Genomic DNA, 23,432 nt, shown 5'->3' with positions numbered 1-23,432 from the left:
TCGGCGCGGGACGCTATGAGTGATTATCAGAAGATTCTCTACGCGGTCGGCGGCGGCGTGGCGCGCGTCACGCTGAACCGGCCCGATAAGCGTAATGCGCTGGATGCGGAGATCGTCGCGGAAATCCGCCGCGCCCTCGGCGAAGCGGCGCGCGATGCAAACGCGCGCGTCGTCTTGCTGACGGGCGCCGGCAAGGATTTCTGCTCCGGCGCAGACCTCGCCGCCCTGCAACGCATCAGTGAGGCGACGGTGTCGGAAAACCTCGCTGACGCACGCCACCTGGCCGACCTCTTCATCGAAATGCGCCGCCACCCGCGCCCCATTGTCGCCGCCGTGCGCGGGCGGGCGCTAGCGGGCGGCTGCGGACTGGCGACCGCCTGCGACTTGGTGCTGGCCGCCGAGTCGGCGCAGTTCGGTTACCCGGAAGTCAACATCGGTTTCATCCCGGCGATGGTCATGGCCATCCTGCGCCGCTCTGTGTCAGAGAAACGCGCCTTCGAGCTGATTACACTGGGCAAGATTATTGCCGCACCGCTGGCCGCGGAGATCGGCTTGATCAACGCCAGCTTTGCCGATGACCAGTTCGACGCAGGCGTTGAAGCGACACTCAACGAGCTCGCGCGCAAGAGCGCATCGGCGGTGATGCTGGCCAAGAGCCTGCTTTATCACATGGACGGCATGACGATGGAAACGGCGCTCGAAGCCGGCGCCCAGCTCAACGCCATCACGCGCATGACCGAAGACTGCAAGCGCGGCGTCGCCCGCTTCTTGAAAAAGTGATGAGCGATAACCTGAAGCCGGATCATCAACCCGCAGCCGCGCTCGATCCGTCTGCCGAAACGGTGCGCCGCTGGGGCAACGCCGCCGTCGAAGCTTTAGCCGACTATCTCGACACAGTCAGCAAGCGGCAAGTCTACCCAAACACCACAGCCCATCAGATTCGCGAGCGATTAGACGCTGTCTTGCCCGAAGAAGGCGTTGACTTCGAGCAACTGCTCGATGCTTTCCGCGAGGTGATCGTGCCGACGAGCCGGCATAACGGTCACCCGCGTATGTTTGGCTACGTGCAATCACCCGGCACGGCTATTGCGGCCCTCGCCGACCTGCTGGCTTCAACGCTCAACGCCAACCTGACCGCGTGGCGCTCGGCGCCGGCGGCGACGGAGGTCGAGCGGCTGACGATTGACTGGATCAAGCAGATTCTCGGCGTTGAAGCGAGCGCCGCCGGGTTGTTGGTCAGCGGCGGCTCGATGGCGAATTTTGCGGCGCTGGCCGCCGCCCGCCGCGCGAAAGCTCCGGCCGACGTGATGCGCGAAGGCGCGCGCGGCTTGCCGCAAGCGATGCGCCTCTATGTTTCCGAAGAAACCCATCATTCCGTCGCCAAGGCGGCGGCGCTGCTCGGGCTGGGACGCGACAACATGCGCGTCGTCAAGGTAGACGGGCGCTTCAAAATCAACCTCGATGATCTGGTGGCGAAGATTACCGAGGACCTCCGCGACGGCCACCTGCCGTTCTGCGTCGTGGCGAATGCCGGCACGGTGGCGACCGGCGCTTTCGACCCGCTTGCTGAAGTGAGCCGCATCGCTCGCCGGTTCAACCTGTGGCTGCACGTAGATGCTAGCTATGGCGGCTTTGCGGCGCTGGCCGAATCGGCGCGGCCCTGGTTTGCGGCAATCAACGAAGCCGATTCCATCGCCCTCGACCCGCACAAATGGCTCTACCTGCCGCTCGATTGCGGCTGTGTGCTGTATCGCGACGGTGATGCGGCGCGCGCGACTTTCGCGCACGATACCGAGTACACGCGCGTCATAGAAGGAGAGGCGGACGAAGCCTTCGCTTTTTGGGATTATGGGCCGGAACTGTCACGGCGGTTTCGCGCCTTGAAATTGTGGATGGTGCTGAAAGGCGTCGGCGTCCGCCGGCTCGGTGAAACCATTGAAGCGAACATCGCTTGCGCACACTATCTTGAACGGATGGTGCAGGCGAGCGACGACTTCGAGATGCTCGCGCCGGTCGAGCTATCGATCTTCTGTTTTCGTTACCTGCCGGCGCGGCTCAAGCGCGCGCTCGACGGCATCGCTGAAAGCGAACGCCAACAGCTCGATCAGCAGCTCGACGCCTTGAACGAACGGCTGCTGGTCGAGCTGCAACGCGACGGCAGCTCGTACCTGTCGAACGCGCGCCTCAATGGACGCTTCAGCCTGCGCGGCTGTGTGATGAATTACCGCACGACCATGCGCGACATGGAAATTCTGCTCGACGACCTGCGCCGCGTTGCGCGCCAGCTTAAGGAAGGGATGAGGGATGAGGGATGAGGGATGAGAACGAGACGTTCAGCGCGCCGTCTTCTTACTCATCCCGCCGCCCTCATTCCTCATCCCTTGTCACCCGTCACTGTTCACTCACAGAGGTCTGATCCAGATATTGCGATAGCGCACAGGGTTGCCGTGATCCTGTAGCTTCAACGACGCCTTCGGCCCGTGGGCGATGTAGAGCGCCGGCTTGTCGTGCCAGGTGTTGCCCGCCACCGAGCTGCTGAGGTTGTTGTGGCTGATGGTGATATCGGAGGGGCGGCCACCCCTGAAGGCAAAAGCGGCCTGGTGGCGGTCGGATCGTCGCTGCCGCCTGTGCCGATGTACCAGACCTTCAGCGGGCATCTGAACGCCGCGGGCATCGGTCTGGAGTGTGGGGTTGCCGTAGCCGTCATATTGGGTCTGCACGCCGGGTACTTTCCGCGCAATCTCCTGAATCGTTCGGCTCTTGACACATGCCCTTGCTGCGGTTAATTGATCGTTTACAGTTTTGCAGGGCCGGGTCGCTTGTGGGTAGAAGTCACTCTGATGCACCTGTGGGATGCGCAGGTCGAGTTCACCCAAGTGGGTACGCAGGCGCTTGGGCTTGAAGCCCTTGGCAACGTCGCGGCGCTCCGGGTGCCCTCATAGGGGGCGGCTTGTAAGAAGTGTTCATGTTCAAAGCACATGGCAGCACTCAAGAGAATGCTCAGAGCGGCAAGGAAACCATCCGTCCCTTGCTCACTGAGCAGTTCCAAGACCTGCTCAATGAGAGTATGCTGTGATTGCTGGGCCACAGGGGAGATCCTCCTTCGGGAATGTTCATAATCCCCATAAGGATAACCTCGTGGCCGCTCATTCGACCACCAGCCTCGCGAAATTACAGAAACGAGGATGCACTACTTCAAATCAGAGGAAGAGGGGAGAAAGAGAGTTGAGGCGCGATTAAAATGACTGGGAAGAGGCGAGGGGAATGACAGGACACACAACAGAATGCAAAGAGTTTCGATGAAGGCTTGGCCGCTTAAAGTAATTGATCCGGTAGAGTTCTAAGCTGGTAGTAACTATAGCTCCGTAAAGAGAAAGCCGGAAAACCAGTTACTTAGCTTTGAATACTATACTTAAATAATGCTTTTAAGCATCATTTATATTTTCTCTGTCTCCTAGTATTCGCCCCATTTCGGATGAGTGCTGTATAAGTAGCCCTCGGATTCTTTTACTTATAATTTGGAATTCTGGAAGTAGAAGCAACGCTTCGGTTCGTGGATAAGGGAATGGAATTTCTACAATCGCTCTTATTTGAAACGGCAACTGAGTGGCAATTACCACTTTGCTACTCAAAAAGATCGCTTCCTCAATATCATGGGTAACAATTAGAAAAGTACACTTGATTTGTTTTGCCAATGTCAGTACTAGATTATGTAAGTCATTACGTGCGTCAACATCAAGAGATGAAAAAGGCTCGTCCAGTAAAATGGCTTTAGACGCTCCCGCAATACATCGGCCTAAAGCAAGTCTCTTACGCATTCCTCCAGATAACTGTGCGGGATATTTTTTGCGGTGGTCATAAAGCCCGACTCGTTTGAGAATATCGTTAGTTTGAGAAAGTGCATCCTTTCTCTTCAGAGATTTGTTAGACAACAACACATTTTCCTCAACCGTTAGCCAAGGAAAAGCATCATAATCTTGGAATGAGTACCGCAAGTCCTTTGGAGGATATGATACTGCTTCGCCATCAAAACTAATATATCCCAATGATGGAAGTTCAAGACCAGAGATCAGACGCAATAAAGTGGACTTGCCACAACCTGAAGGACCCATAATAGACATGATTGATTCGCGCTCTATGCACAGATCGAGATTTTGAACAATTTTATGGGTGCTATAACAGAAGGATACTTGATTGAGCTTAATCAAACAGTTCATTTGGAAACTTGGATCGCATGCCAGCGAAATAGTTTATTGGAAATGAATTGAATAACCCAATCTGTTAAAAGGCCAATTACACCGAAGATTAAAATAGCTACATAGAGTTGCTCTATTCGTGAAAACCTCTGACTAATTGCTATTAAGTGCCCCAAACCGGTATCCGCACCAATGATCTCAGCTGCGACGAGAAATGTCCAAGCAGCACTCAAGTTTATACGCAAGACATCTACGATTCGAGGCCACGAGGCCGGTAGTATAACTCGCCTGAAAACCCCAACTCTCGAAAGCCCTGTGGTTAGCCCCATTTCGAGAAATTTAATATCTAGATCCTCAACAACATCGATTGTCATCTGAAAAATAAAGAAGATAACTCCTATGAACACCACCGCATATTTATAGGATTCCCCAATTCCAAAATAAACAATCATTGCAGAGACAAATGCTGTGGGAGGGATATACCGGAAGAATGTATTAACTGGAAGAGTTAATCGGTTTGCCAATACAAAACTTCCGGCAAGAAGTCCCCCACTAACCCCAATTACTGAGGCAATTGAAAAACCAGCTAAAACACGGATGAAGCTTTGTTTTGCCTCTTCATAAAGAGTGCCATTTACAATAAGCATATGAGCTTCATTAAAGGTTGTCCAAGGAGAAGGAATTCTAGTAATTCCCGTCGGTCGAAGCCAAGATGCAAATGACCATATGCCTATAAATAGGGCTATTCCACCAAAAGTAGCTATTACTGAGTCAAGGGAAGAAAATTTCGTCCTTGAAAAGGCATTGAGTTCTATAAGAGGACGGCGAATGCAAAAGAACAGAAGGGCTCCCCCAGTTAGGATAAATGGAATAGCCCACCCTGCAATCGTAATTTCCATTGAAAAGGGTCTCTAAGTCATCGACATAAGTAATTCTGGGTAAAAGTAGCCAGACGGTCTTGCGCAAAAGGAGGCTGATTTAGAACACCTATTTCCTTCCAGTAGGCAGCAGAATCTTCTACAACTTTAGCAAGCCGGATTATGCCAGACGAGTCTGGGCAAAAGAAATCTTTATTCAATTGTCGATCCCCTATCTTTATACCTGACATCATTCCGGTTACTTCCTCAGGTTTTATACTCATTCCCTGAGCCATAATTGCGTAAGCCTCGTCGGGATTACTCTTGCTATACTCAATTGCCTTCTGCCATCCATCTAAGAAGGCTTTTGCTGTAACAGAATCATTAATGAATTCATCCTTAGCGACAAAAGCAGTTACTATTGCTCCTGGTATATCAGCTGAGGTGAAAAGGATGTGACCTTTACCGGAAGCAACTGTTTCGCCTAGTAATGGTTCCCAAGCTACTGCTGCATCTACTTGCCCTGCATTAAAAGCAGCAATTGCGTTATTGGGGTCATCAACCGTTCGTAATGTTACATCCGTCCGGTTTATTCCTACGCTTTGCAATGCCTTTTGTAATAAATAGTCGCTAGCTGTCCCCACAGGATATGCGATACGCTTGCCTTTAAGATCAGCCAAGGTCTTAATACTCTTCAAAGCAACCATACCATCAGCGCCATTTGAGACATCTGTGATCCAAAATAGTTTACCTGGAAGTCCTCTTTCAAACTCCCTTGAATGCTGATCGGCAGTTGTAAGCATCATAGTTAAATCACTACTAGAGTATGCTGAATATCTTGCATTAGTATCTTCGATAATACGCATCTCTACCTGAATGTTTCCGAAGAAACCTTTGGCTACCCCAACGTATCCTGGGCCAACCCCGGCCCAAGTAACAACACCCACTTTTACAACTGTATTTGGCTGTTTGGTTCCATTAGTCTGCCTACAGCTAGAGCAAGCTATTAAGCAGCTAAAGAAGCAAACGATCAAAACCATCTTAACAGCTTGATTAGAAATGCTAAGCATACATCGTTTCAAGAACAAGTAGTTCTGTGAATACATTGTCGATCCTACCTTTCATTGAGTTTCATTGGGATTGCGCTTCTTGAAAAACAAATACGCTTAGAGCAATGGAGACCAAATTTGCCGCAAGAATGTGCATAGCAATAGCACCGGTGGCAAACCCTAATCTAAATACGGATTCATTTAGCACGCCATACTCCTGGCAATATATAATCGCTAAACCTAAAAGAATTGGTATATCGACTAAGAAAACTACTTTAGTAAAAAAGGACATTGAAACTATTTGCTCGTTTAGTTCCTCCAAAAATTCTTTCTTATTTTCTTTAGTTGGGCCATCTGGCAAATTGCCTAGTTCTTCTATCGTTTTTTCTTTAATATTTTCACAGTTTTTAATGGCTGAATGCCCTATAAGATCGTTAAGAAAAACCACAAACAAGTAGATGCCACCAGAAGAAATGGTTGCAAAGTGAATTACACTCGCTGAAGGGCCGTGATAAATAAGCAGGAAAATTACAAGTACCAGAAACAGGACCATCACCCAAGTTATCGAGTAGACGAATCTAAGCTTACGTTCAACGCGGCGAGCCATTTGCCTACATTCTGATGGGATAGCTTTATCTCTTATCAATCTCCCTCTTTCTTGACTTGCCTCGTCATTAACAAAGAAAAGGCTTACAACACTGCTCAAGTTTGTTGCCACTAGCCAAGCAGCTGTAACAAAGATGGTTTGCTCCACTTGGCCATTTTCCTTCGGTACAAACTTCCACAACCCTAAAGACTGAAGCCAATTGCTAATCTTCAAATAGTACATGGGGCTCATCACGGCAGTAGACAGCACCAAGAAATTCCAAATAATGGTTATGATAGTGCGAGTATTAGGTTTGTGAAACGTAGATAGGGCCATTGTTTTATTTAACTTAAACTCGTAAGGCTGCGTGCTTATCTGCCAAATGCAGATTCAATTCTGTTCCCAAAGCTGCTTGATTGTATTCCCACCTTTTTGCAGCGGTGCTCAAAATTCGCCCTCCACATTTGGCCTATAAACGCTTTTCTTGGTCCGGGCCTTCCTCTAGCCTGTCCCGATCCAGGCGGTCTGATCCCCTTTTTAGCCGTTATGCTCCTTCGGACGAGTGAAGTTATAGCATAGGCTTTGTGATACATAAAGGACGTTATGTTGCACTATAATCATTGAGCAATTCTATCGAAGGAATCTTTCAAGTGCCTTTATAGTCAGGGTTTGATATTAAAGGCATCGACAGACTTTGGCGGATTATTATTGGGTTATTTAAATCGGCTTAAGGTGATCTTTAGCAAGCCGCTGTTTCAATCGGGCTGTAAGGCTAGTTGCATCTAGCCCACGAGACACGAAAAGTTCCGCAGCGTGAGCGCGCCAAATTAAATCTCCAGGCTCAAGAAACGTGGTGCGCAACTCGCGAATTGTTGAGACTGCCACTTCGGCCCAATTGCGAAACTCATTGAGCGGCCAAAGAGTCACACCTTTTAAGTGCGAGACAACACCTTGTGTAATTTTTGACACGGGAGTTACGAGCACCGGAATTATTCCGGTGCTTTTTGATGCGTCAAGATGATCACGCATCCAATTCGGGTGCAAGGAAACTCGTCGCGCTTTTTTCACATCAAGTGCAGAATCCTCCTGCGCTCCTGCATGATCTTCTAAAACGAAACATACACCACCCGCAATCCACTAAGGATCAGGAGAATCCTCAATTTCTTCCTTGCCAGCTTCAAAGACGATCAGTTCACCCAATACTCGATGTGCTTGTTCAAAAGGCCCTTTGTCCTTCGATTTGAGACCTTCAAAAACCATTTGCGACCGTGAGCTGCCGGCGGATTTTCTGATCATCAAGGCAGCCGACATCGCGGAATTTGAGGATGCGCTGAGCGACAGGTATCCGCATAGGGACAGCCGGGTGACGGCGACGGCGGCAAAGGAAGCCGCCTTTAAGCGCGGTTTGAATGCCTTGCGCCAGTTAGACCCGGTGGTGTGCAATAAGTTTCACGACGATGTCGTGATGCTGGCGGCGTGGGAGAGCGCCAGCCACGCCGAGCGGACAATTCGCCCGGCGGCGAGCGAGCCGCCACCGGCTGCTCAAGGCAATCCCTAGAGGCAGGAAAAGCAATGATGAACGATGAATGATGAATGATGAACGGCCGGAGGGCAGGCGGTCGCCTGAAGGCTGCCGTAAGCCTACCGCGCCCATTGCCATGGGATTTGTCTCCCTTATTCATCATTCATCATTTTCAGAGCGGACGGATCCAGATATTGCGATAGCGCACAGGATTGCCGTGATCCTGTAGCTTCAACGACGCCTTCGGCCCGTGGGCGATGTAGAGCGCCGGCTTGTCGTGCCAGGTGTTGCCGTATATCTCGACGTTGTTCTGGATCAACACGCCATTCTGCAAGACGGTGATGCGGGCGCGCTCGGTGACTTTGCCTTGCTCATCAAACTTCGGCGTTTTGAATATGATGTCGTAGGTCTGCCACTCGCCGGGCTTGCGGCAGGCGTTGACGAGCGGCGCATACTGCTTGTAGATGGCCCCGGCCTGGCCGTGAAAGTAAGTCTTGTTGTCGTAGGAATCGAGCACCTGCACTTCGTAGCGCTCCATCAGAAAGACGCCGCTGTTGCCGCGCTCCTGGCTGGTGCCTTTGACTTCAGCGGGCGTTGCCCACTCGATGTGCAACTGGCAGTCGCCGAATTCCTGTTTGGTGGCGATGTCGCCGGTGCGCGCCGCGACCTCCATGTAGCCGTCCCTGACTGTCCACTTCGCATCAGTGCTGCCTGCGGCGCTGCGCCAGGCGGACAGGTCACGGCCATCGAACAGGACGATGGCGTCCGACGGCGCATCGCTCGGCGTGCGGCCCGGCGTGACGATGGGCGGCTCGGTTTTCGGCGGATCGAAAGGCTTCAGTTCTTGCATAGCTTGACTTGACCCCACAATGCTAGAAATGATCATAATTGCGAGCGACGTAAACGCCATCAGCGCGCTGATCTTCAACCATCTCGATTTGAGCATTCGCATAGTCTCTCCCTCGAATTGATGTTCACGATTGGCAAGAAGCACACTCTAAGCCGCCGCCTTGTCCGGCGCAAGCCGAAATCGCCACTCATGCTCAGGGCTGTAACAAAGTAGGTTGACAACTAAAAAAAGGACCTAACCCAGTTAATCTGTAAGTTGAAAGACTAAACAGAGCCGGAGGAAGGTCTCTATGAAGTATAACACTGCTGGTCTGGAGCTTGACGCTTTAGACGATGCTTTCTTCTTTGCTGTAGGCAGCCTCTATGAACATCTTCAGAATCTTAATGACCGCCTCGATCCGCACGGCATCCGCTATGCGCTTGCAGTTGCTTTGGTTTTCATCATCCTTGCTAAACTTGCTGGCGAGCAGGTACCTCGCGAGATAGCTCAGCGGGTAGAGTTGCGAAAAGAACTTCTCCAACAAGCCCTCCACTTTGACCGCGACACAGTGCCGCATCCGATTACTTATTCTCGAATACTGGGCAAGGCCGTTGATATAGAAAGAGAAGTGGAAAAACTAACAAGCGGCAAGAAGCGTAACGAGGTGAGCTATGGAGTAACAAGCCTAAGCTACAAACAAGCAAATGCGTTGAAGTTATTGGAGATAGTGCAAAAGCATTGACAGATAGAAAACAGGCTACACTATCGGAGAGACTGGACACGGAGAGAGGATTATTGCAGGTTGCGAATAGGAGATGCGGCGCAGGCAATGGCAGTAATAAACAATCTGGTAATGGGGCTGGCGCTGAGGGAAGGCTCCAAGTACCTGCCCGATGCGAGAAGGAAGTAGAACGCTCAACCACTTGAAGGGTTAAAGCTCATCTTGCGCCGTTAACCCAGACTCTGTTACAGCCGTGAAACAAAGGGTAATCTAATTGACACGGTTATAATGTAGGACTATCGTTATCTGGTTTTCGACCATTCGGATCAGGCGGCAGCCACATGGCCGTACCCAATCGATTCCTCCGGCTTGTAAGGTAATAGGGTTTGAAACCAAGAATAGATTGATGAAAGACTATCACATCAATATTTTTTACCAAGAGGATAAACAAGGCTACATTGCCGACATTCCTGACCTTGAAATGTGCTCTGCCTTCGGTCAAACGCCAGCCGAAGCACTCGCCAAAGTTGAAAAAGAAAAACAGCGTTGGCTCGAAGCAGCCGGTGCTGCCGGAAGGCCAATTCCCGAACCGCAATACCGACCTGAAATTTACACCTCGAACGGAATCGCCTTGACTGACGGCGCAGAAGTCGATCAAGCCCATACATCCTATGTTGAAATTTTTAACTACATCGTAGAGAGAGTAGCTCAACATCAATGCATACTATTTCTAGGCTCTGCCATACACACCCTTCCTCCTCCTGAACTCCCGCAATATAGTTACCCAAAAGAGAAGGCTCCTCCTATTGCCAGCCAGTTGTCTAAAAATCTGGCAGAGAAGAGTAATTATCCGAACCGTGACTGGTGGAATTTGCAAAGGGTCGCACAGCATTTTGAAACTAGACTTTTCCGGTCCCGTCTGGTGGAAGAGATTAAGAAAGAGGTTTACGTAGGGCGCGAGCCGTCTGAGATTCTCCAAAAACTGGCGGACCTTGAGTTTCCTATTGTTATCACCACGAACTACGACCAGCTTTACGAACAGGCGCTGGACAAAAAGGCCGAACAGGAGAAGGCCGCCGGCAAGCCCGCGACGCAATATCGGCGCAGCGTCTATAACCCGAATACCCAAAACAAGACTAAAACGGTTGATTGCTTGCGAAACCCGGATTTCAAGCAGCCATATATTCTCAAGATTCATGGAGATGTGGACAAGCCGGAATCGATTGTGCTCACCGATGAGGATTACATACAGTTCGTCTTGCGTATGAGCGATAAGCATCCCTACCATCCATTCGGCAATAATATTCTGGCGCACCTTATGAAGTGGCCGACCCTATTTATCGGCTATAGCCTGGTCGATTATAACCTGCGGCTCCTCTTCAAGACCCTGCGGTGGAAATTAGACGCCGCGTATATTCCTCCCACCTACTCGGTCGACAAGAAACCCGATATCTTAATCCGTGATGTGTGGGAAAGCCAGCGGCGTTACGTGTCGTTTATCGTCCAGAACCTTTGGAATTTCGTCCCCGAACTCCATGCCGCCGTCAAAGGGGGGCCGAAATGACAGCGATCACAAAGGACCCGCCTCTGCCGGAATCGCCCTACCGAGGAATTGAGTCGTTTCGTTATATAGACCAGCGCATCTTCTCTGCGCGTGAAGACGAAACGTGGGACCTTTTGAGCAATATATTGATTTATCGCGGAGTCTTGTTGTACGGGGATTCCGGATCGGGGAAATCTTCGCTCGTAAATGCCGGGCTGATTCCAGGAGCATTGGAAGAGAAGCTCATAGCCAACCGTCTGCGAATACAACCCCGACACGGCAAGGAGTTTAAAATCGAACGCATTTCTACCGAATCCGAAGATAAGCCTCCTTACCTTTCTTCGGCCTTCATCGAGGAGGGTTCCGATAAAGATGAAGCTTTGAGTCTGGATATTTCCTTGGGAGATTTTTGGGAGCGTCTTCAGAGACTTCGGAAAGCGCCCGACGAGCATCAACCGCTCGGTGAGCCTCGCCCGCTTTTAATCTTCGACCAGTTCGAAGAGTTCATCACCATCTTTGAAGAAGCCCTTCGCGGTGGGGAAACATCCGAAGCGAAGCTCGCGCAGAAAGAGGCTCCCGGAGTCCAGCAAGCTGTTCTGGATACGCTCACCAGATTGATTGACGACGACACATTGCCTGTCAAGCTTCTTTTCGTATTCAGAGAAGATTACCTGGCAAAGCTGAATCTTCTTTTCCAGACCTGTCCCGATGTGTTGGATCAGTACGTGAGATTGCTGCCGCCGCGCGTGGAGGAAGCGGAAAAGATCATACGCGCGCCGTTTGCTGATGATCTGAAGAGCAACTTCATCAAAGATGCGCCCGGCGAGGGAGGCAAGGAGATACCTGAGTCGTTGGCCAAAACCATAGCCGCTCAACTTCGGGAGCGCAGTGAGAGCGGCTTTATCAATCTCTCGGAGCTACAGATCATATGCCGCAAGCTTTGGGAATCGCCCGACCCCGTCCGCCTCTTCGAACAAAAAGGGGGCATCCAAAAGATATTGGAAGACCACTGGGCAGACGTGCTTGCAGAGATGGATGAACTATATGACCCGGCCATCGCGTTGCTCAGCCGCATGGTCACTTCCTCAAATACGCGCAACATCATTTCCGAACCTGATCTCAGGGATAACGAAAAAGTTAATTTCACGCCTGCGCAGATTGACGCGGCTCTAGAAGCCCTGGTCGACCGCAATCTCGTCAGGCGCGAGCCTCGCAATCAAATATATTTCTACGAGATCGCCAGCGAATTCCTCGTCCCTTGGATACGAGAGAAAAAGACGGCGCTGCTTGCAAAGATAGAGGCTCGCAAGCTGGCCGCCGAAAAGAGAAAACGCAATCTGTGGATCGGAATCAGCGTCCTCAGCCTGCTCCTTATTGTAGCGGTCGGCTTATTGGTCTATGCTTTGTATCTCCGTCAGTCAGAGCAGCAAGCGCAGGAAGCGTTGACCGATCAAAAAGAACGTTTAGAAAACACTGTCGTGCTGTTGGACAAGCTGACTAATGTAGACCCGCAAGAACGCCTGACAGCCGTTACTGGTTTACGCGACCTACATAAAGAAGGGCAACTCCCGCCCGGCCTCGTCCCCGTAATTTTAGGGGTTATATCGAAGGATGAATCTCAAGAAGTATCTAACGCGGCCTCTTATTTTCGTGACGTGGCGGCTGAAGAGGCCAAAAAGAAACTGAAGCCGCCGACCACACCTGAATTGCAGCCGCGCGCTTACATCAAGATAGCGAGTGATAAGCAGCGTGCGCGCGCCGACAAAATCGCCGCCGCGCTAAAGGGGCTCGGATTTGACATTCCGGTTTATGAATCAGTAACCAGTCAGCGCGCGCCCTCAAACAACCAGTTACGTTATTACAAAACGGATGATGGATCCAACTCATCACCAGGAGCGCCTGATCCCAATGATGTTCTACGCATAATCCAGACTACAGATAAGCCGAACTGGTCTGCCGTCGCACTCAAATTCTCTTCCAAAATGCGGCCAGGACATTTTGAGATATGGTTTGCAGACGACATAGAGAGGGGCATGCTAATTGTTACTTTTTTCAATCCCCAATCGAATAAGGGTGTGCATCTTTCCAACATCACAGTGATTTTAACGCCAGTAGACGGGGGCGCACGTATCACCGGAAAGTCCGCCAGACTAGTCGCGCCGCCAGGCGAGTATTTCTTATATGTTGAAGCCCCTGGTCATGTTTTACTGGATGGCTCGTCGGGTGCAAGCAGCATCGTTGAGATTAAAGCCGGACAGAAAACCGAAAGAGAGATTGCCACTGATATCGTTGATCGGTAACCATCTTGATTAAAGCCGCATCAGGCCGGCACGGTTGTTGCAAAGTAACTTACGGAGTGAAGGGCAGCTACTTCTTTGGAGTGCGCCGACGAGTCGGCGCTTTTGAGTTGGCCATCATGGTTTTAGCCTGACTCCAAAGCGGTGACTTGTCACCACACCCCAAAGATTGCTTTGACTTTGCAACAGCCCTGCACTCATGCTCGTTTGACATGCGCGCCGCCGGCAGAGACACTTAACATAAGGACACTGTGAGCTGCTGTGACTCTCTTGCTGGAAGGTTGCAACGGTGGCGAAACCCCACGTCAATGACTCCCTCTGGTACAAGCATGCAGTCTTTTACGAAGTTTATGTCCGCGGCTTTTATGACTCGAACGCTGATGGCATCGGCGATTTTCCGGGCCTGACCGAGAAGCTCGACTACATTCGCGACCTCGGCGTCGATTGCATCTGGCTGCTGCCGATGTACGCCTCGCCGCTGCGCGACGGCGGCTACGACATCGCAGACTTTTACGCGCTGTTGCCCGAATACGGCACGCTCGACGAATTCAAGACGTTCCTCGACGCGGCGCATGCGCGCGGCCTGCGGGTTATCATCGACCTGGTGGTCAATCACACCTCCGACCAGCACCCGTGGTTTCAAGAGGCGCGGCTGTCGCCGCATTCGCCGAAGCGCAACTGGTACGTCTGGAGCGACACCGACAGCCGTTACCCACAGGCGCGCATCATCTTTACAGACGCCGAGCGCTCGAACTGGACGTGGGACGAGCAGGCCGGGGCGTTCTACTGGCATCGCTTCTTCAGCCACCAGCCCGACCTCAACTATGACAACCCGGAAGTCGAGCAAGCCATCCTCAATGTCGTCAAGTTCTGGCTCGACTTCGGCATTGATGGCTTTCGCGTTGACGCTGTGCCTTACCTCTACGAGCGCGAAGGGACGAATTGCGAGAACCTGCCCGAAACCCACGCCTGCTTGAAACGCCTGCGCGCCTTTGTCGATACGCATTACCCTGAAGCGTTGCTGCTTGCCGAAGCCAACCAGTGGCCGGAAGACGTGGTCGCCTATTTTGGCGACGGCGACGAATTCCAGATGTGCTATCACTTCCCCATCATGCCGCGCCTGTTTATGGCCATCCGCCAGGAGGATCGCCGGCCTATCGTCGAAATCCTTGAGCGCACGCCGGCCATCCCGCCGAACTGCCAGTGGGGCATGTTCCTGCGCAATCACGACGAGCTGACTTTAGAGATGGTCACCGACGAAGAGCGCGATTACCTCTACAGCGAATATGCCAAGTCGGCGAAGATGCGTTTGAACCTCGGCATACGGCGGCGGCTCGCGCCTTTGCTCGACAACGGGCGGCGGCGCATCGAGCTGATGCATGGCCTGTTGCTGGGAATGCCGGGCAGCCCTTTCCTTTACTACGGCGACGAGATCGGCATGGGCGATAACATCTATCTCGGCGACCGCGACGGCGTGCGCACGCCGATGCAATGGTCCATAGACCGCAACGGCGGATTCTCGCGCGCAGACTTCGCGCAGTTGTACTTTCCGGTGATTATGGACCCGGTTTATGGCTACCAGTCGGTGAACGTCGAATCGCAGCAGCGTTATGAATCGTCGCTGCTCAACTGGATGAAGCATATCATCCACGTCCGCAAGCAGCATCAAGTATTCGGCTGCGGCAAGATGGAATTCATCAAGCCCGAAAACCGCAAGGTATTCGCCTTCACGCTCTCCTACGAAGGCGAGACGGTTCTCTGTGTCTACAACCTGGCGCGCTCGGCGCAGCCGGTCAGCCTCGACCTGCAAGCCTGCGAAGGGCGCGTGCCCATCGAAATGATAGACCGCACGCCGTTCCCGCAGATCACCGGCCAGCCATATCAACTCGCCCTCGCGCCCTATGGCTTTTACTGGTTTCTGCTCTCAGATGGCAGAGCTTAGAGCGGATTGCAATCGGGAGTAGCGCAATCTAACAGATTGCGCCGTGACTCGCGCAAGCTAACCGCATTGCGCTACATAGAGGCGAGGCGGTCAGCGGCTCGTTTCGGTTTCGCTCAATTGCAGACGCCCGCGCCGCAGGCCGTAAAACTGAAAGCGCTTTGGCGCAAGCGCCAGAATGCGCGGGTCGCGGCCGGTGTAATAGATCAACAACGACCCGTAAGCCGTCTCTTGCATCTCGCCCAACAGGTGATATTTTCCAGCCGCCATTTCGAGCGGGCTCGCGCGCTCGCCGCCGCGAGTCACGACGTTGGGCCGCGTGATGAGCGCGTATTCTTTGCCGTCCAGGTCGAGCGCCTCTTTCATGCGATTTTCAATCGTCGCAAAGCAGCGGTCGCTTTCTGGGAAGGCGAGCCAGACGCTCGGATTCTTGACCGCCACCGGACACAGACCTTCGGGGATGATCTCTTTGAGCGTCGCGGCGAATTCATCAAACGTCGCCAGCTCCGGGTTGCGAATCTCCTGAATGAATCGCGTCGCTTGACGGATCAGCAGCCCGCCATAAGCGATCACCGCAAGGGCAACCAGCGCCATTCCGAAGCGATGCGCCAGCCTGCCGCGCGGCCAATTCATCGTGCGCCATGCCGAGATGCGCGCCATCGCGTCACGCAAGAGAATGCCAACGCCAATGGCGAACCACGGCGCGATGTGCGCCATGTAATAAATGCGCTTGTGGCTGACGATCAGGGCGTGAAACAGCACCACCGTCACAATGGCGATGAAGACGCGGGCGCGCGGCTCTTCAATGAGCCGCCCGCCGCGCCACCGGCGTATCAGGACGAATGTGAGATAGATTACCGCGCCGACGCTGAGCAGTTGAAAGACGCGCAGCGTCGCCTGCGGCAAGTTGTCAAACATGGCGCTGCCGGCGAGCCACTTGCCGTAACGCAGGCGCTCTTCGAGCAGGTTCTGCCAGATGCCCGCCGGCGACAGCGCGCGAAAGTGCAGGTCGTCGGTGCGGTATTGCTGCACCAGATTCCGGTAATCGATGATGTCGTAAATGATCTCGTAGGCCATCACCGCCACCGCCGACAGGCCGAACAGGTAGAGCGGGCGCTCCTTGAGTGCGCGCCAGCCATCGCGCAGCAGGATCAGCACCCCGATGACGATGATCATGTAAAGAATGTTGGTGTGACTCATCACGCCACAGCCGACGGCCAGTCCCGCAGCGATGTAATAGCCGGGCCGCTGGCGCTCGCGGGCGATTTCGTAAAGGTAAAAAGCCAGCAGCGCGAAGGTCGCCGGCGCATAGTCGTTGCGGATCAGGCGGCTGCGTTCGAGGAACGTCTGGTCGCCGACCAGCATCAGCACGGCAAACATGCCCGCCCGCCAGTCGAAGAGGCGGCGGCTAATCAGGTAAACCATCAGCAGCGTCGTGACGGCGGTAACCAGGTTGAAGATGCGCCCCTGTTCTATCCCCAGGCCGAACAGCTCGCACACGCCGGTGATCATCCAGAAGTAGACCGGCCTGAGCGAATGCCAGACGTTCTCGATGTTGCCGCCCAGCAACCGGAACATCGGCCACGCGAACTTCCCGCGGTACATGACCTCGTAGGGCAGTTGCAGGATCATGGCCTCGTCGCCCTCCGGCACAGGAATCGTGCCGAGTCGCTGCGCGGCGACAAAGGCGAAACCGCCAATCAGCAACAGCAGCGCCCCGAAGTCGGCGCGCGCCCGCAAGGCGTGCCACCACCCGGAGCCTTTCCCGGTTGCCGAGCCTTGCGCCTGATCGGTCGCCGCTGTCGCGTCCGCTTTGTTGAGAGCTTCTTTCATCGAATGATCGTCGTTGTCAGATGGGCTTCACTCTTCGACCGGCGCGACTTCGTTGATCGTCACGCGAATCAGGCGCAGCGGCTCGGCGCGCTTCGCCTTGAGCGGACGCGCCAGCAGGCGGACGCGCTCATTGAACGTTCTGAAGACCTGTTGAATCGGCGCTTCGATACCTCCGCCACTGACTTCAATCTGTTCCAGCTCAACATTGCTCTGGCCATCAACGATCACCAGTTGCCAATCCGAGCCGGAGGCGGCTTCGAGTTGCAGTTGATAGATCGTCTTCGGCTTGAGCGCGACGGCGTCAATCGTCTGCGCGCCGTCAGCCGTCGCGTTTTTCTCCGGCGGCGTGATTATCAATCCTTGCTCGCCCGCCACATCATAACTCTTATTCCAGACCGGTCGCGCGGCGGCAATCTGTGCGTCGGTCGCGTGACCGCGCCAGCGGCGGAAGAAGGTGTAATGCTCAGGCGTTCGGGTCAGAAAGCGCGGATCGTTGCCGGTGTAGTAGACGCGGAAATTTCCGTAGGGCGTATTGCTCAGCTCGCCAAGCAAGTGGCCATCATCATCCAGCACACGCGCCCAGTAATCGGGATTCTTGGGCCGCACGATCAGCGCGTAATCTTTGCCGTCGATGTCTATGGCGTCGGCCATGCGGCGCTCGATGGTCGCAAAGCAATCGTCCTTTTCGACGAACGCCAGCCACATCACCGGCGCTTTGACGGCTGCCGGGCAGAGGTCGTCGGGAATGATCTGGCGCAACGCCGCTTTCATCTCATCAAAGCGCGCCAGCTCAGGGTTGCGGACTTCGCGGAGATAGCGCACCGTCTGCCGCGCCCACAATGCGCCATAAGCGAGCAGCGCCACGGCAAGCGCGCCAATGGCTATCACTCGCGCGGCGAGCGCATGCGGCCAGCGGGCGCGCAACGTGTCGCGCACAACGCTCAACCCATCGCTGAACATCACGCCGACCGCGAGCGCATACCAGGTAATCAGATGGACGTTGTAATAACCGGCCTTGTGCGTGATGACCGCGAAGAAGAGCGCCGAGATGAGCGCAACCACCAGCAAGCGAACACGCGGCTCGCGCGTGACGACGCGCCGTTTGATGGCGAGCGCCAGCCGCACCAGCAGATAAACCATGGCTACGGCAATCAGCAATTGAAAGAGGTGCAACAACGTGCGCGGCACGTTCGGGAAGTAAACATCATAGGCGTTGTACCAGCGCACGTAACGTCGCGGCTCATCCAGCAGATTCGCCCACAACCCTGACAGCGAAAACATGCCGAAGTGCAAATCGTCGCTGCGGTACTGCGCCCGGGCATTTCGCCAGTCGAGGAGGATATAGACGACTTCGTAAGCCATCACCGCGAAGGCGCTGGCCAGAAAGAGGTAGAGCTTTGACTGTTTGAACAACCGCCAGCCGTCGCGCATCAGCATCAGCAGCACTACGGCCGCGATCATGTAAAGGATGCTGGAGTGGCACATCACGCCACAGCCTGCGGCCAATCCCGCGCCGACATAAAACCGCGCCTGCCCGCGCCGCTCGGCTACGTCGTAGAGCCAGAAGGCGAGCAGGGCAAAGAACTCCGCGGCGTAGTCATTGCGCAGCAGCCGCGCACGCTCCAGCACCGTTTGGTCCGACGCCATCAGCACGAGGGCCGCAAGCCCCGCGCGCCAATCGAAGAGCCGCCGACCGAGCAGATAAACCATCATCATGACGAGCGCCACGGTGATGAGATTGAAGACGCGCCCTTGAAGGACGCCGAAGCCGAAGAGCTTGAGGAAGCCGCTCAACAGAAGAAAGAAGAGCGGCGTCAGCGAATGCCAGACCTGAGTGATGTTGCCGCCGAGGAAGCGATACATCGGCAGCGCCAGATGACCGCGCGTCAGCACCTCGTAAGGCACCTGTAAGCTGTACGACTCGTCGGTCTCATAAACCGGCACATCGCTGATCCGCACTGTAGCCACCAGCAGGAAGCCGCCCAGCACCGCGGCGAACAACAGCAAATCCCATCGCGCCGCGAGCCTGTATAACTTCACACGCTTTATCTCTGGAGCCTGAACGTCCTGAAGCTGTTGCATAAGGGCCATTCAACGATGAACATGCGTGAGCCGAGTTAAACACAGAGACACAGAGGCACGGAGATAGCACGAAGGGTTTCTCTGTGTCTCCGTGCCTCTGTGTCTCTGTGTTTAACTTTCATTGCGTCTTCCGCCTCGCCCCGCCACACAGGTTACTTTCTTTGACCGCTTTCGCTCTGCGCGTGCTTGATCGTGCGTGTCAGACCGGTGGCCACGGGCTTGCCTTCTTCGTCCACCATCTTATAGAAAGGGTCGCGTAGCGCCTCGTCGAGCGTGATGAAGCGTACGCCGGTCGTCTTTAACCAGGCGAGGATTTCGCCGAGCATATCGCAGGTGAACTGATCGGCTTTGAAGACCAGTATCTGCTTGACGTCATGGCCGGCCAACTGGCGAGCGGTTTCACGCGCCTTCGTGGCGGTGTCGAGCAGCAGGCTCTTGAAGTAGACCTTCAGCAGATTGACGCAGGCGTCGTCTTTGCGCGACATCGCCGCGCAGTAGATGCCATTGAAAGTTTCGTCGAGCGCGTCAATCGTCGCCGGCGCGACCGTGTAGCCGTTGTCGCGCAGGTATTGATCGATGCGGGCGCGGGCTTCGGGGTCGAGGCTGACCTTCATGCGCGGGAAGCGAAAATAGCGCGGCTGTCCCGGCGTCTTCGGTTGATAAGGGCCGACGGCTTGCTCGTTGCGCGCGATGTCGGCGATGAACTCTTCGGCGGACGATTTGTTGGGCTTCTTGTGGCTGAAGGTGAGCAGGCCGAGCCGGTGGCCGCTGGCGACCCAATCCGAGGCGAGCTGCCCGTCCATCCCCTGACCGATGGCAAAGTCAACCACAGGCGGCATCTGCTGGGCTTTGAGCGCCGCCAGCAGGTGGTCGAAATTTTCGCGGCTGTCTTCGCGCTCGCACCAGTTGTCGACATCGTTCGGGTCGCCGGCGCTGCGCACTTGATCGTTCAAGGTCAGGGCGATTTCCATGCCATCGAGCGGCCGGCCCGAAGCGCTCTCTTCCGTCTGTTCCTTATTGCGCGCTTTGAGCGCCGCCAGTTCCGGGATGTTGTTGAGGTCTTCCATGCAGCGGGCCACCGGCGGCTTATCGCTACTCCGGGCCGGCTGTTTGCAGGCGGTGGCGCCGATTGTCAAAAGCAGGGTGATGGCCAGCAGAAGGATTGCGGTTACGGTTTTCAAACTGATTTCAGGCCTCCATCGATCCTGAACATCGCCAGCGCGGCGCGGGCGAGCGATCATGCTTGCCTGAAAGGATTAGGCAAAACCACGAAGCCAACTGCGCCCCTCGCCCCGCAGTTCGCCCCCTGGCGGCACACGGTCAGGAATCTTCCACTGTATGAATTCCCCAGCGGGAAGCTTATTCTACTTGGCCGTCCGTGGTTCAATCAAGAAAGCCGCGTCAAGGCAGGTTTTCGATCAACAAGCGCAGCGCGTTGCGCCCCATGATCTTGCCGGTCTCTTCGTCGCTGAAGCCTTCTTCCAAAAGCGCGTCGGTGATCTGGACGACGCCGCTGATGTCGAAAGGCACCGTGACCGCGCCGTCATTATCTGAGCCCAAGGCGACGTGATCAACGCCGACGACGTTCGCCGTGTAGCGAATGGCGCGGGCAATCGCTTTCGCATCATTGCCGCAAACCGCCGTATCCCAGAAGCCGATGCCGATGACGCCGCCGGTGCGGGCGATGCCTTTCAGTTGCTCGTCGCTCAGGTTGCGAGTGTTGTCGCAGGTGCCTTTGACGCCGGTGTGCGATACCACCACGGGGCGCGTGGCGATGGCCAGCACATCGTCAATCGTCTGCGGCGAGGCGTGCGCCAGATCAACGATCATCTTCTTCTCTTCCATGCGGCGGATCATCTCGCGCCCCTTGTCGGTCAGGCCGCCTTTGCTGACGCCGTGCGCCGAGCCGGCGATGTCGTTATCGAAGAAATGCGTCGGCGCCATCATGCGCACGCCCGCGGCAAACAGCCGGTCAATGTTGTCGAGGTTGCCGTCGAGCGCGTGCGCGCCTTCGATGCCGAGGAAGCCGGCGGTGATCCCCGGCTCTTTGATGCGTCGGTCGAGATACGCCGACAGCTCTGCCGAAGTGCGAATCACGGTGAACTTGCCGCCGGAGCGCTCGGCGGTATCCTGGAGCTTGTGGGCTTGATAGATGGCCCGCTCAGTCAAACTGCGCCAGGCTTTTATCGGCCAGCGCTCGGCGACCGCAAGCAGCGTAATGTTGTCGGTGTCGCCGGTGTTATTCTCGATGTTCATGTTGCGCGGTGTCTTGGTGACGATGGTAAAAGCTTGCAGCGCAACATTGCCGTCGATGAGGCGCGGAATGTCAACGTGGCCGCGGCTGCCGCGTTCGAGCAGGTCGCGCGCCCAGAGCAGGGAATCGGCGTGCAGGTCAGCGACCAGCAGCTTCTTATGCAGCTCGACGGCGCGCTCGCTCGCCTGGTAGGGCGGCGGGTTGAGCACGACGTTCATGCGCTTTTCGACCTGCGCCGGCACGACGAAAAAGAGGATGCCGAGTCCCAGCACGACAAGGATCAGCAGGACGAAGAAGAGGCGCTTGAAGAATTTTTTCATAGATACTTTTGGGAGTGACAAGTAACGCGGAGAGAAGTCAGGAGTCAGAATTCAGAAGACAGAATGGATAAGGAAGTCGGCTTCGCCTCCAGTTCTTATTCTGACTCCTGACTCCTGATTCCTGACTTCCTCTTTCTTGTCACTTGTCACTCGTCACTTGTCACCATCTTAAGAAGCGCCTTCGGCGATGACGCTCTGAACGTGGGCGTCGCGGGCGGCGCGCAGGCGGTCGAATTCGGCGGCGACGTCTTCGTCGCGGGCGCTCAGCTCTTCAACGTTGATCTCGGCAAACTCGATGACCTTCATATCAACGAACGCCTGTTGAATGCGCGGCCCCCAGAGCCCGATATCTTTCAGCGTCGGCACGATACGCGAGAAGAGCATCTTGGTGTACTGCTGCATGAAGGGCGACTGGCGCACATAGCTGACGCAGCCTTCGACGTCGAGGTCGAGATTCTGCCATATCTCTTCGGCCATGAAACGGTCGCGCATCAGGTAGCAAGCTTCGACGGCAAACGCCTCGCGCTCGTCGCGCTCGCGCTCGGTCAGGTGCGGGTAATAATCGCGCAGGGCGAGCCGTCCGAAGGCGACGTGGCGCGCTTCATCCTGCATGACGTAGGCGTTCAAGGCCTGACCGAGCGGCTCGGTTGCCAGGTCGCGGATCGTGCCGAAGGCCGCCAGCGCCAACCCTTCGATGATTACCTGCATGGCCAGGTAGGTGAAGTCCCAGCGCCCGTCGCTGATCGCCTGGTCGAGCAGCGTTTTCAGGTGCGGGTTGATCGGGTAGGCGAGGTTGAGCTTTTCTCTGAGATAACGCGAGTAGACTTCGACGTGGCGCGCTTCGTCAAAGACCTGGGTGGCGGCATAGAACTTCGAGTCGATGTCGGGGACGGTCTGAACGATCTTGGCGGCGCAGATCAACGCGCCCTGCTCGCCGTGCAGGAATTGCGAGAAGCGCCAGGCGTCGAGGTGCAGCCGGGTCTCGCCTCTCTTCTTCTCGTCCATCTGCTCCCAGATCGGCGAGCCGTATATCGAGATGTAATAGTCGGGGAAGCCGAGCGGGTTCGCGAGGTCAACTTCGATTGACCAGTCGAGGCGGTCGCTGGCGTTCCATTGTTTCGTCTTGCCCTTCTCATAAAGCGTCAGCAGCTTGTCGCGGCTCTCATCATACTCCCAGTTGAAGACGGTGGTTGACCCCTGGTTCGGCACCTGCCACCGGGTCTGTTCGACGGGCAGCGTATACATTCGTGTGCTCATAGATGTGTGGGCTCCTTGCGAAGAAATTTGTCAGGGGTCCGAGGAACGCTCACGAGCGTAAACGCTCTGGCGCAGCCAAGTCAAGCAGGCGGCTGCGCCGCAGCCGCAAGGCAAAAGTAAAAAGTAAAAAGGCAAAAGTGACGGAGC

General features: G+C 54.8%; 19 protein-coding genes. 7 read left to right on the top strand and 12 right to left on the bottom strand.

Annotated features, from left to right (window positions below):
• Window positions 1-15 precede the first annotated feature (15 nt).
• Both VJ464_05955 and VJ464_05950 read left to right on the top strand, forming a co-directional pair.
• A complete protein-coding gene (locus tag VJ464_05955) occupies window positions 16-780 on the top strand; it encodes an enoyl-CoA hydratase-related protein (protein HKQ04655.1) in 765 nt (254 codons plus the stop codon).
• The gene (locus VJ464_05950; GenBank protein HKQ04654.1) at window positions 780-2,315 is read left to right on the top strand and encodes a pyridoxal-dependent decarboxylase; all 1,536 of its coding nucleotides are present in this window, start codon (window positions 780-782) and stop codon (window positions 2,313-2,315) included. The genes VJ464_05955 and VJ464_05950 overlap by 1 nt, the downstream gene beginning before the upstream one ends.
• A gap of 87 nt (window positions 2,316-2,402) precedes the next feature.
• Here VJ464_05950 and VJ464_05945 read toward each other — a convergent pair whose 3' ends face one another.
• From VJ464_05945 to VJ464_05920, 6 genes are all read right to left on the bottom strand, one after another.
• Complete coding sequence (locus VJ464_05945; GenBank protein ID HKQ04653.1) at window positions 2,403-2,720, bottom strand: hypothetical protein; 318 nt, start codon at window positions 2,718-2,720, stop codon at window positions 2,403-2,405.
• A gap of 705 nt (window positions 2,721-3,425) precedes the next feature.
• Entirely contained in the window at window positions 3,426-4,208 is a 783-nt protein-coding gene (locus VJ464_05940; GenBank protein ID HKQ04652.1) for an ABC transporter ATP-binding protein, read from the bottom strand.
• 5 nt (window positions 4,209-4,213) lie between these two features.
• Window positions 4,214-5,095 (bottom strand): ABC transporter permease, encoded by an 882-nt coding sequence (locus VJ464_05935; protein HKQ04651.1) that lies wholly within the window; start codon window positions 5,093-5,095, stop codon window positions 4,214-4,216.
• 17 nt (window positions 5,096-5,112) lie between these two features.
• Window positions 5,113-6,123 (bottom strand): ABC transporter substrate-binding protein, encoded by a 1,011-nt coding sequence (locus tag VJ464_05930; protein HKQ04650.1) that lies wholly within the window; start codon window positions 6,121-6,123, stop codon window positions 5,113-5,115.
• Between the two features lie 61 nt (window positions 6,124-6,184).
• Window positions 6,185-6,856, bottom strand: coding sequence for a hypothetical protein (locus tag VJ464_05925; protein HKQ04649.1), 672 nt, complete (start codon window positions 6,854-6,856; stop codon window positions 6,185-6,187).
• 549 nt (window positions 6,857-7,405) lie between these two features.
• The gene (locus tag VJ464_05920; GenBank protein HKQ04648.1) at window positions 7,406-7,756 is read right to left on the bottom strand and encodes a hypothetical protein; all 351 of its coding nucleotides are present in this window, start codon (window positions 7,754-7,756) and stop codon (window positions 7,406-7,408) included.
• Window positions 7,757-7,928: 172 nt separating this feature from the next.
• Between VJ464_05920 and VJ464_05915 the strand changes: the two genes are divergently transcribed.
• Window positions 7,929-8,246 carry a hypothetical protein gene (locus VJ464_05915; GenBank protein ID HKQ04647.1) on the top strand — a complete coding sequence of 106 codons (318 nt, stop codon included), beginning with the start codon at window positions 7,929-7,931 and terminating at the stop codon, window positions 8,244-8,246.
• Window positions 8,247-8,382: 136 nt separating this feature from the next.
• Here the strand turns inward: VJ464_05915 and VJ464_05910 are convergent, their stop codons facing one another.
• Window positions 8,383-9,060, bottom strand: a complete 678-nt coding sequence (locus tag VJ464_05910; GenBank protein ID HKQ04646.1) for a DUF1080 domain-containing protein — start codon at window positions 9,058-9,060, stop codon at window positions 8,383-8,385.
• Window positions 9,061-9,349: 289 nt separating this feature from the next.
• Here VJ464_05910 and VJ464_05905 point away from each other — a divergent pair, with 289 nt between their 5' ends.
• From VJ464_05905 to treS, 4 genes are all read left to right on the top strand, one after another.
• Window positions 9,350-9,781 carry a transposase family protein gene (locus tag VJ464_05905; GenBank protein HKQ04645.1) on the top strand — a complete coding sequence of 144 codons (432 nt, stop codon included), beginning with the start codon at window positions 9,350-9,352 and terminating at the stop codon, window positions 9,779-9,781.
• 385 nt (window positions 9,782-10,166) lie between these two features.
• On the top strand, window positions 10,167-11,324 hold the full coding sequence (locus VJ464_05900) for an SIR2 family protein (protein HKQ04644.1): 1,158 nt from the start codon (window positions 10,167-10,169) through the stop codon (window positions 11,322-11,324).
• Window positions 11,321-13,603 carry a hypothetical protein gene (locus VJ464_05895; protein ID HKQ04643.1) on the top strand — a complete coding sequence of 761 codons (2,283 nt, stop codon included), beginning with the start codon at window positions 11,321-11,323 and terminating at the stop codon, window positions 13,601-13,603. Before VJ464_05900 ends, VJ464_05895 begins: the two co-directional genes overlap by 4 nt.
• Before the next feature lie 286 nt (window positions 13,604-13,889).
• Window positions 13,890-15,542: a maltose alpha-D-glucosyltransferase gene (treS, locus tag VJ464_05890; protein HKQ04642.1), complete on the top strand. Its 1,653-nt coding sequence runs from the start codon at window positions 13,890-13,892 to the stop codon at window positions 15,540-15,542.
• Window positions 15,543-15,632: 90 nt separating this feature from the next.
• Here treS and VJ464_05885 read toward each other — a convergent pair whose 3' ends face one another.
• The 5 genes from VJ464_05885 to VJ464_05865 all read right to left on the bottom strand — a co-directional run bounded on the left by VJ464_05885 (window position 15,633) and on the right by VJ464_05865 (window position 23,285).
• Window positions 15,633-17,372 carry a glycosyltransferase family 39 protein gene (locus VJ464_05885; GenBank protein ID HKQ04641.1) on the bottom strand — a complete coding sequence of 580 codons (1,740 nt, stop codon included), beginning with the start codon at window positions 17,370-17,372 and terminating at the stop codon, window positions 15,633-15,635.
• A 27-nt stretch (window positions 17,373-17,399) separates the two neighbouring features.
• Window positions 17,400-19,412 (bottom strand): glycosyltransferase family 39 protein, encoded by a 2,013-nt coding sequence (locus tag VJ464_05880; GenBank protein HKQ04640.1) that lies wholly within the window; start codon window positions 19,410-19,412, stop codon window positions 17,400-17,402.
• A 194-nt stretch (window positions 19,413-19,606) separates the two neighbouring features.
• Window positions 19,607-20,635, bottom strand: coding sequence for a polysaccharide deacetylase family protein (locus tag VJ464_05875; GenBank protein ID HKQ04639.1), 1,029 nt, complete (start codon window positions 20,633-20,635; stop codon window positions 19,607-19,609).
• A 220-nt stretch (window positions 20,636-20,855) separates the two neighbouring features.
• Window positions 20,856-22,028, bottom strand: a complete 1,173-nt coding sequence (locus tag VJ464_05870) for a dipeptidase (GenBank protein HKQ04638.1) — start codon at window positions 22,026-22,028, stop codon at window positions 20,856-20,858.
• A gap of 168 nt (window positions 22,029-22,196) precedes the next feature.
• The gene (locus tag VJ464_05865; protein HKQ04637.1) at window positions 22,197-23,285 is read right to left on the bottom strand and encodes a ferritin-like domain-containing protein; all 1,089 of its coding nucleotides are present in this window, start codon (window positions 23,283-23,285) and stop codon (window positions 22,197-22,199) included.
• Between the last annotated feature and the right edge of the window lie 147 nt (window positions 23,286-23,432).

It is taken from the genome of Blastocatellia bacterium (assembly GCA_035275065.1).
Taxonomy (GTDB): Bacteria; Acidobacteriota; Blastocatellia; order UBA7656; family UBA7656; genus DATENM01.
Note: the sequence above shows the minus strand (reverse complement) of the source record. Positions and strands in the feature narration are given on the sequence as shown.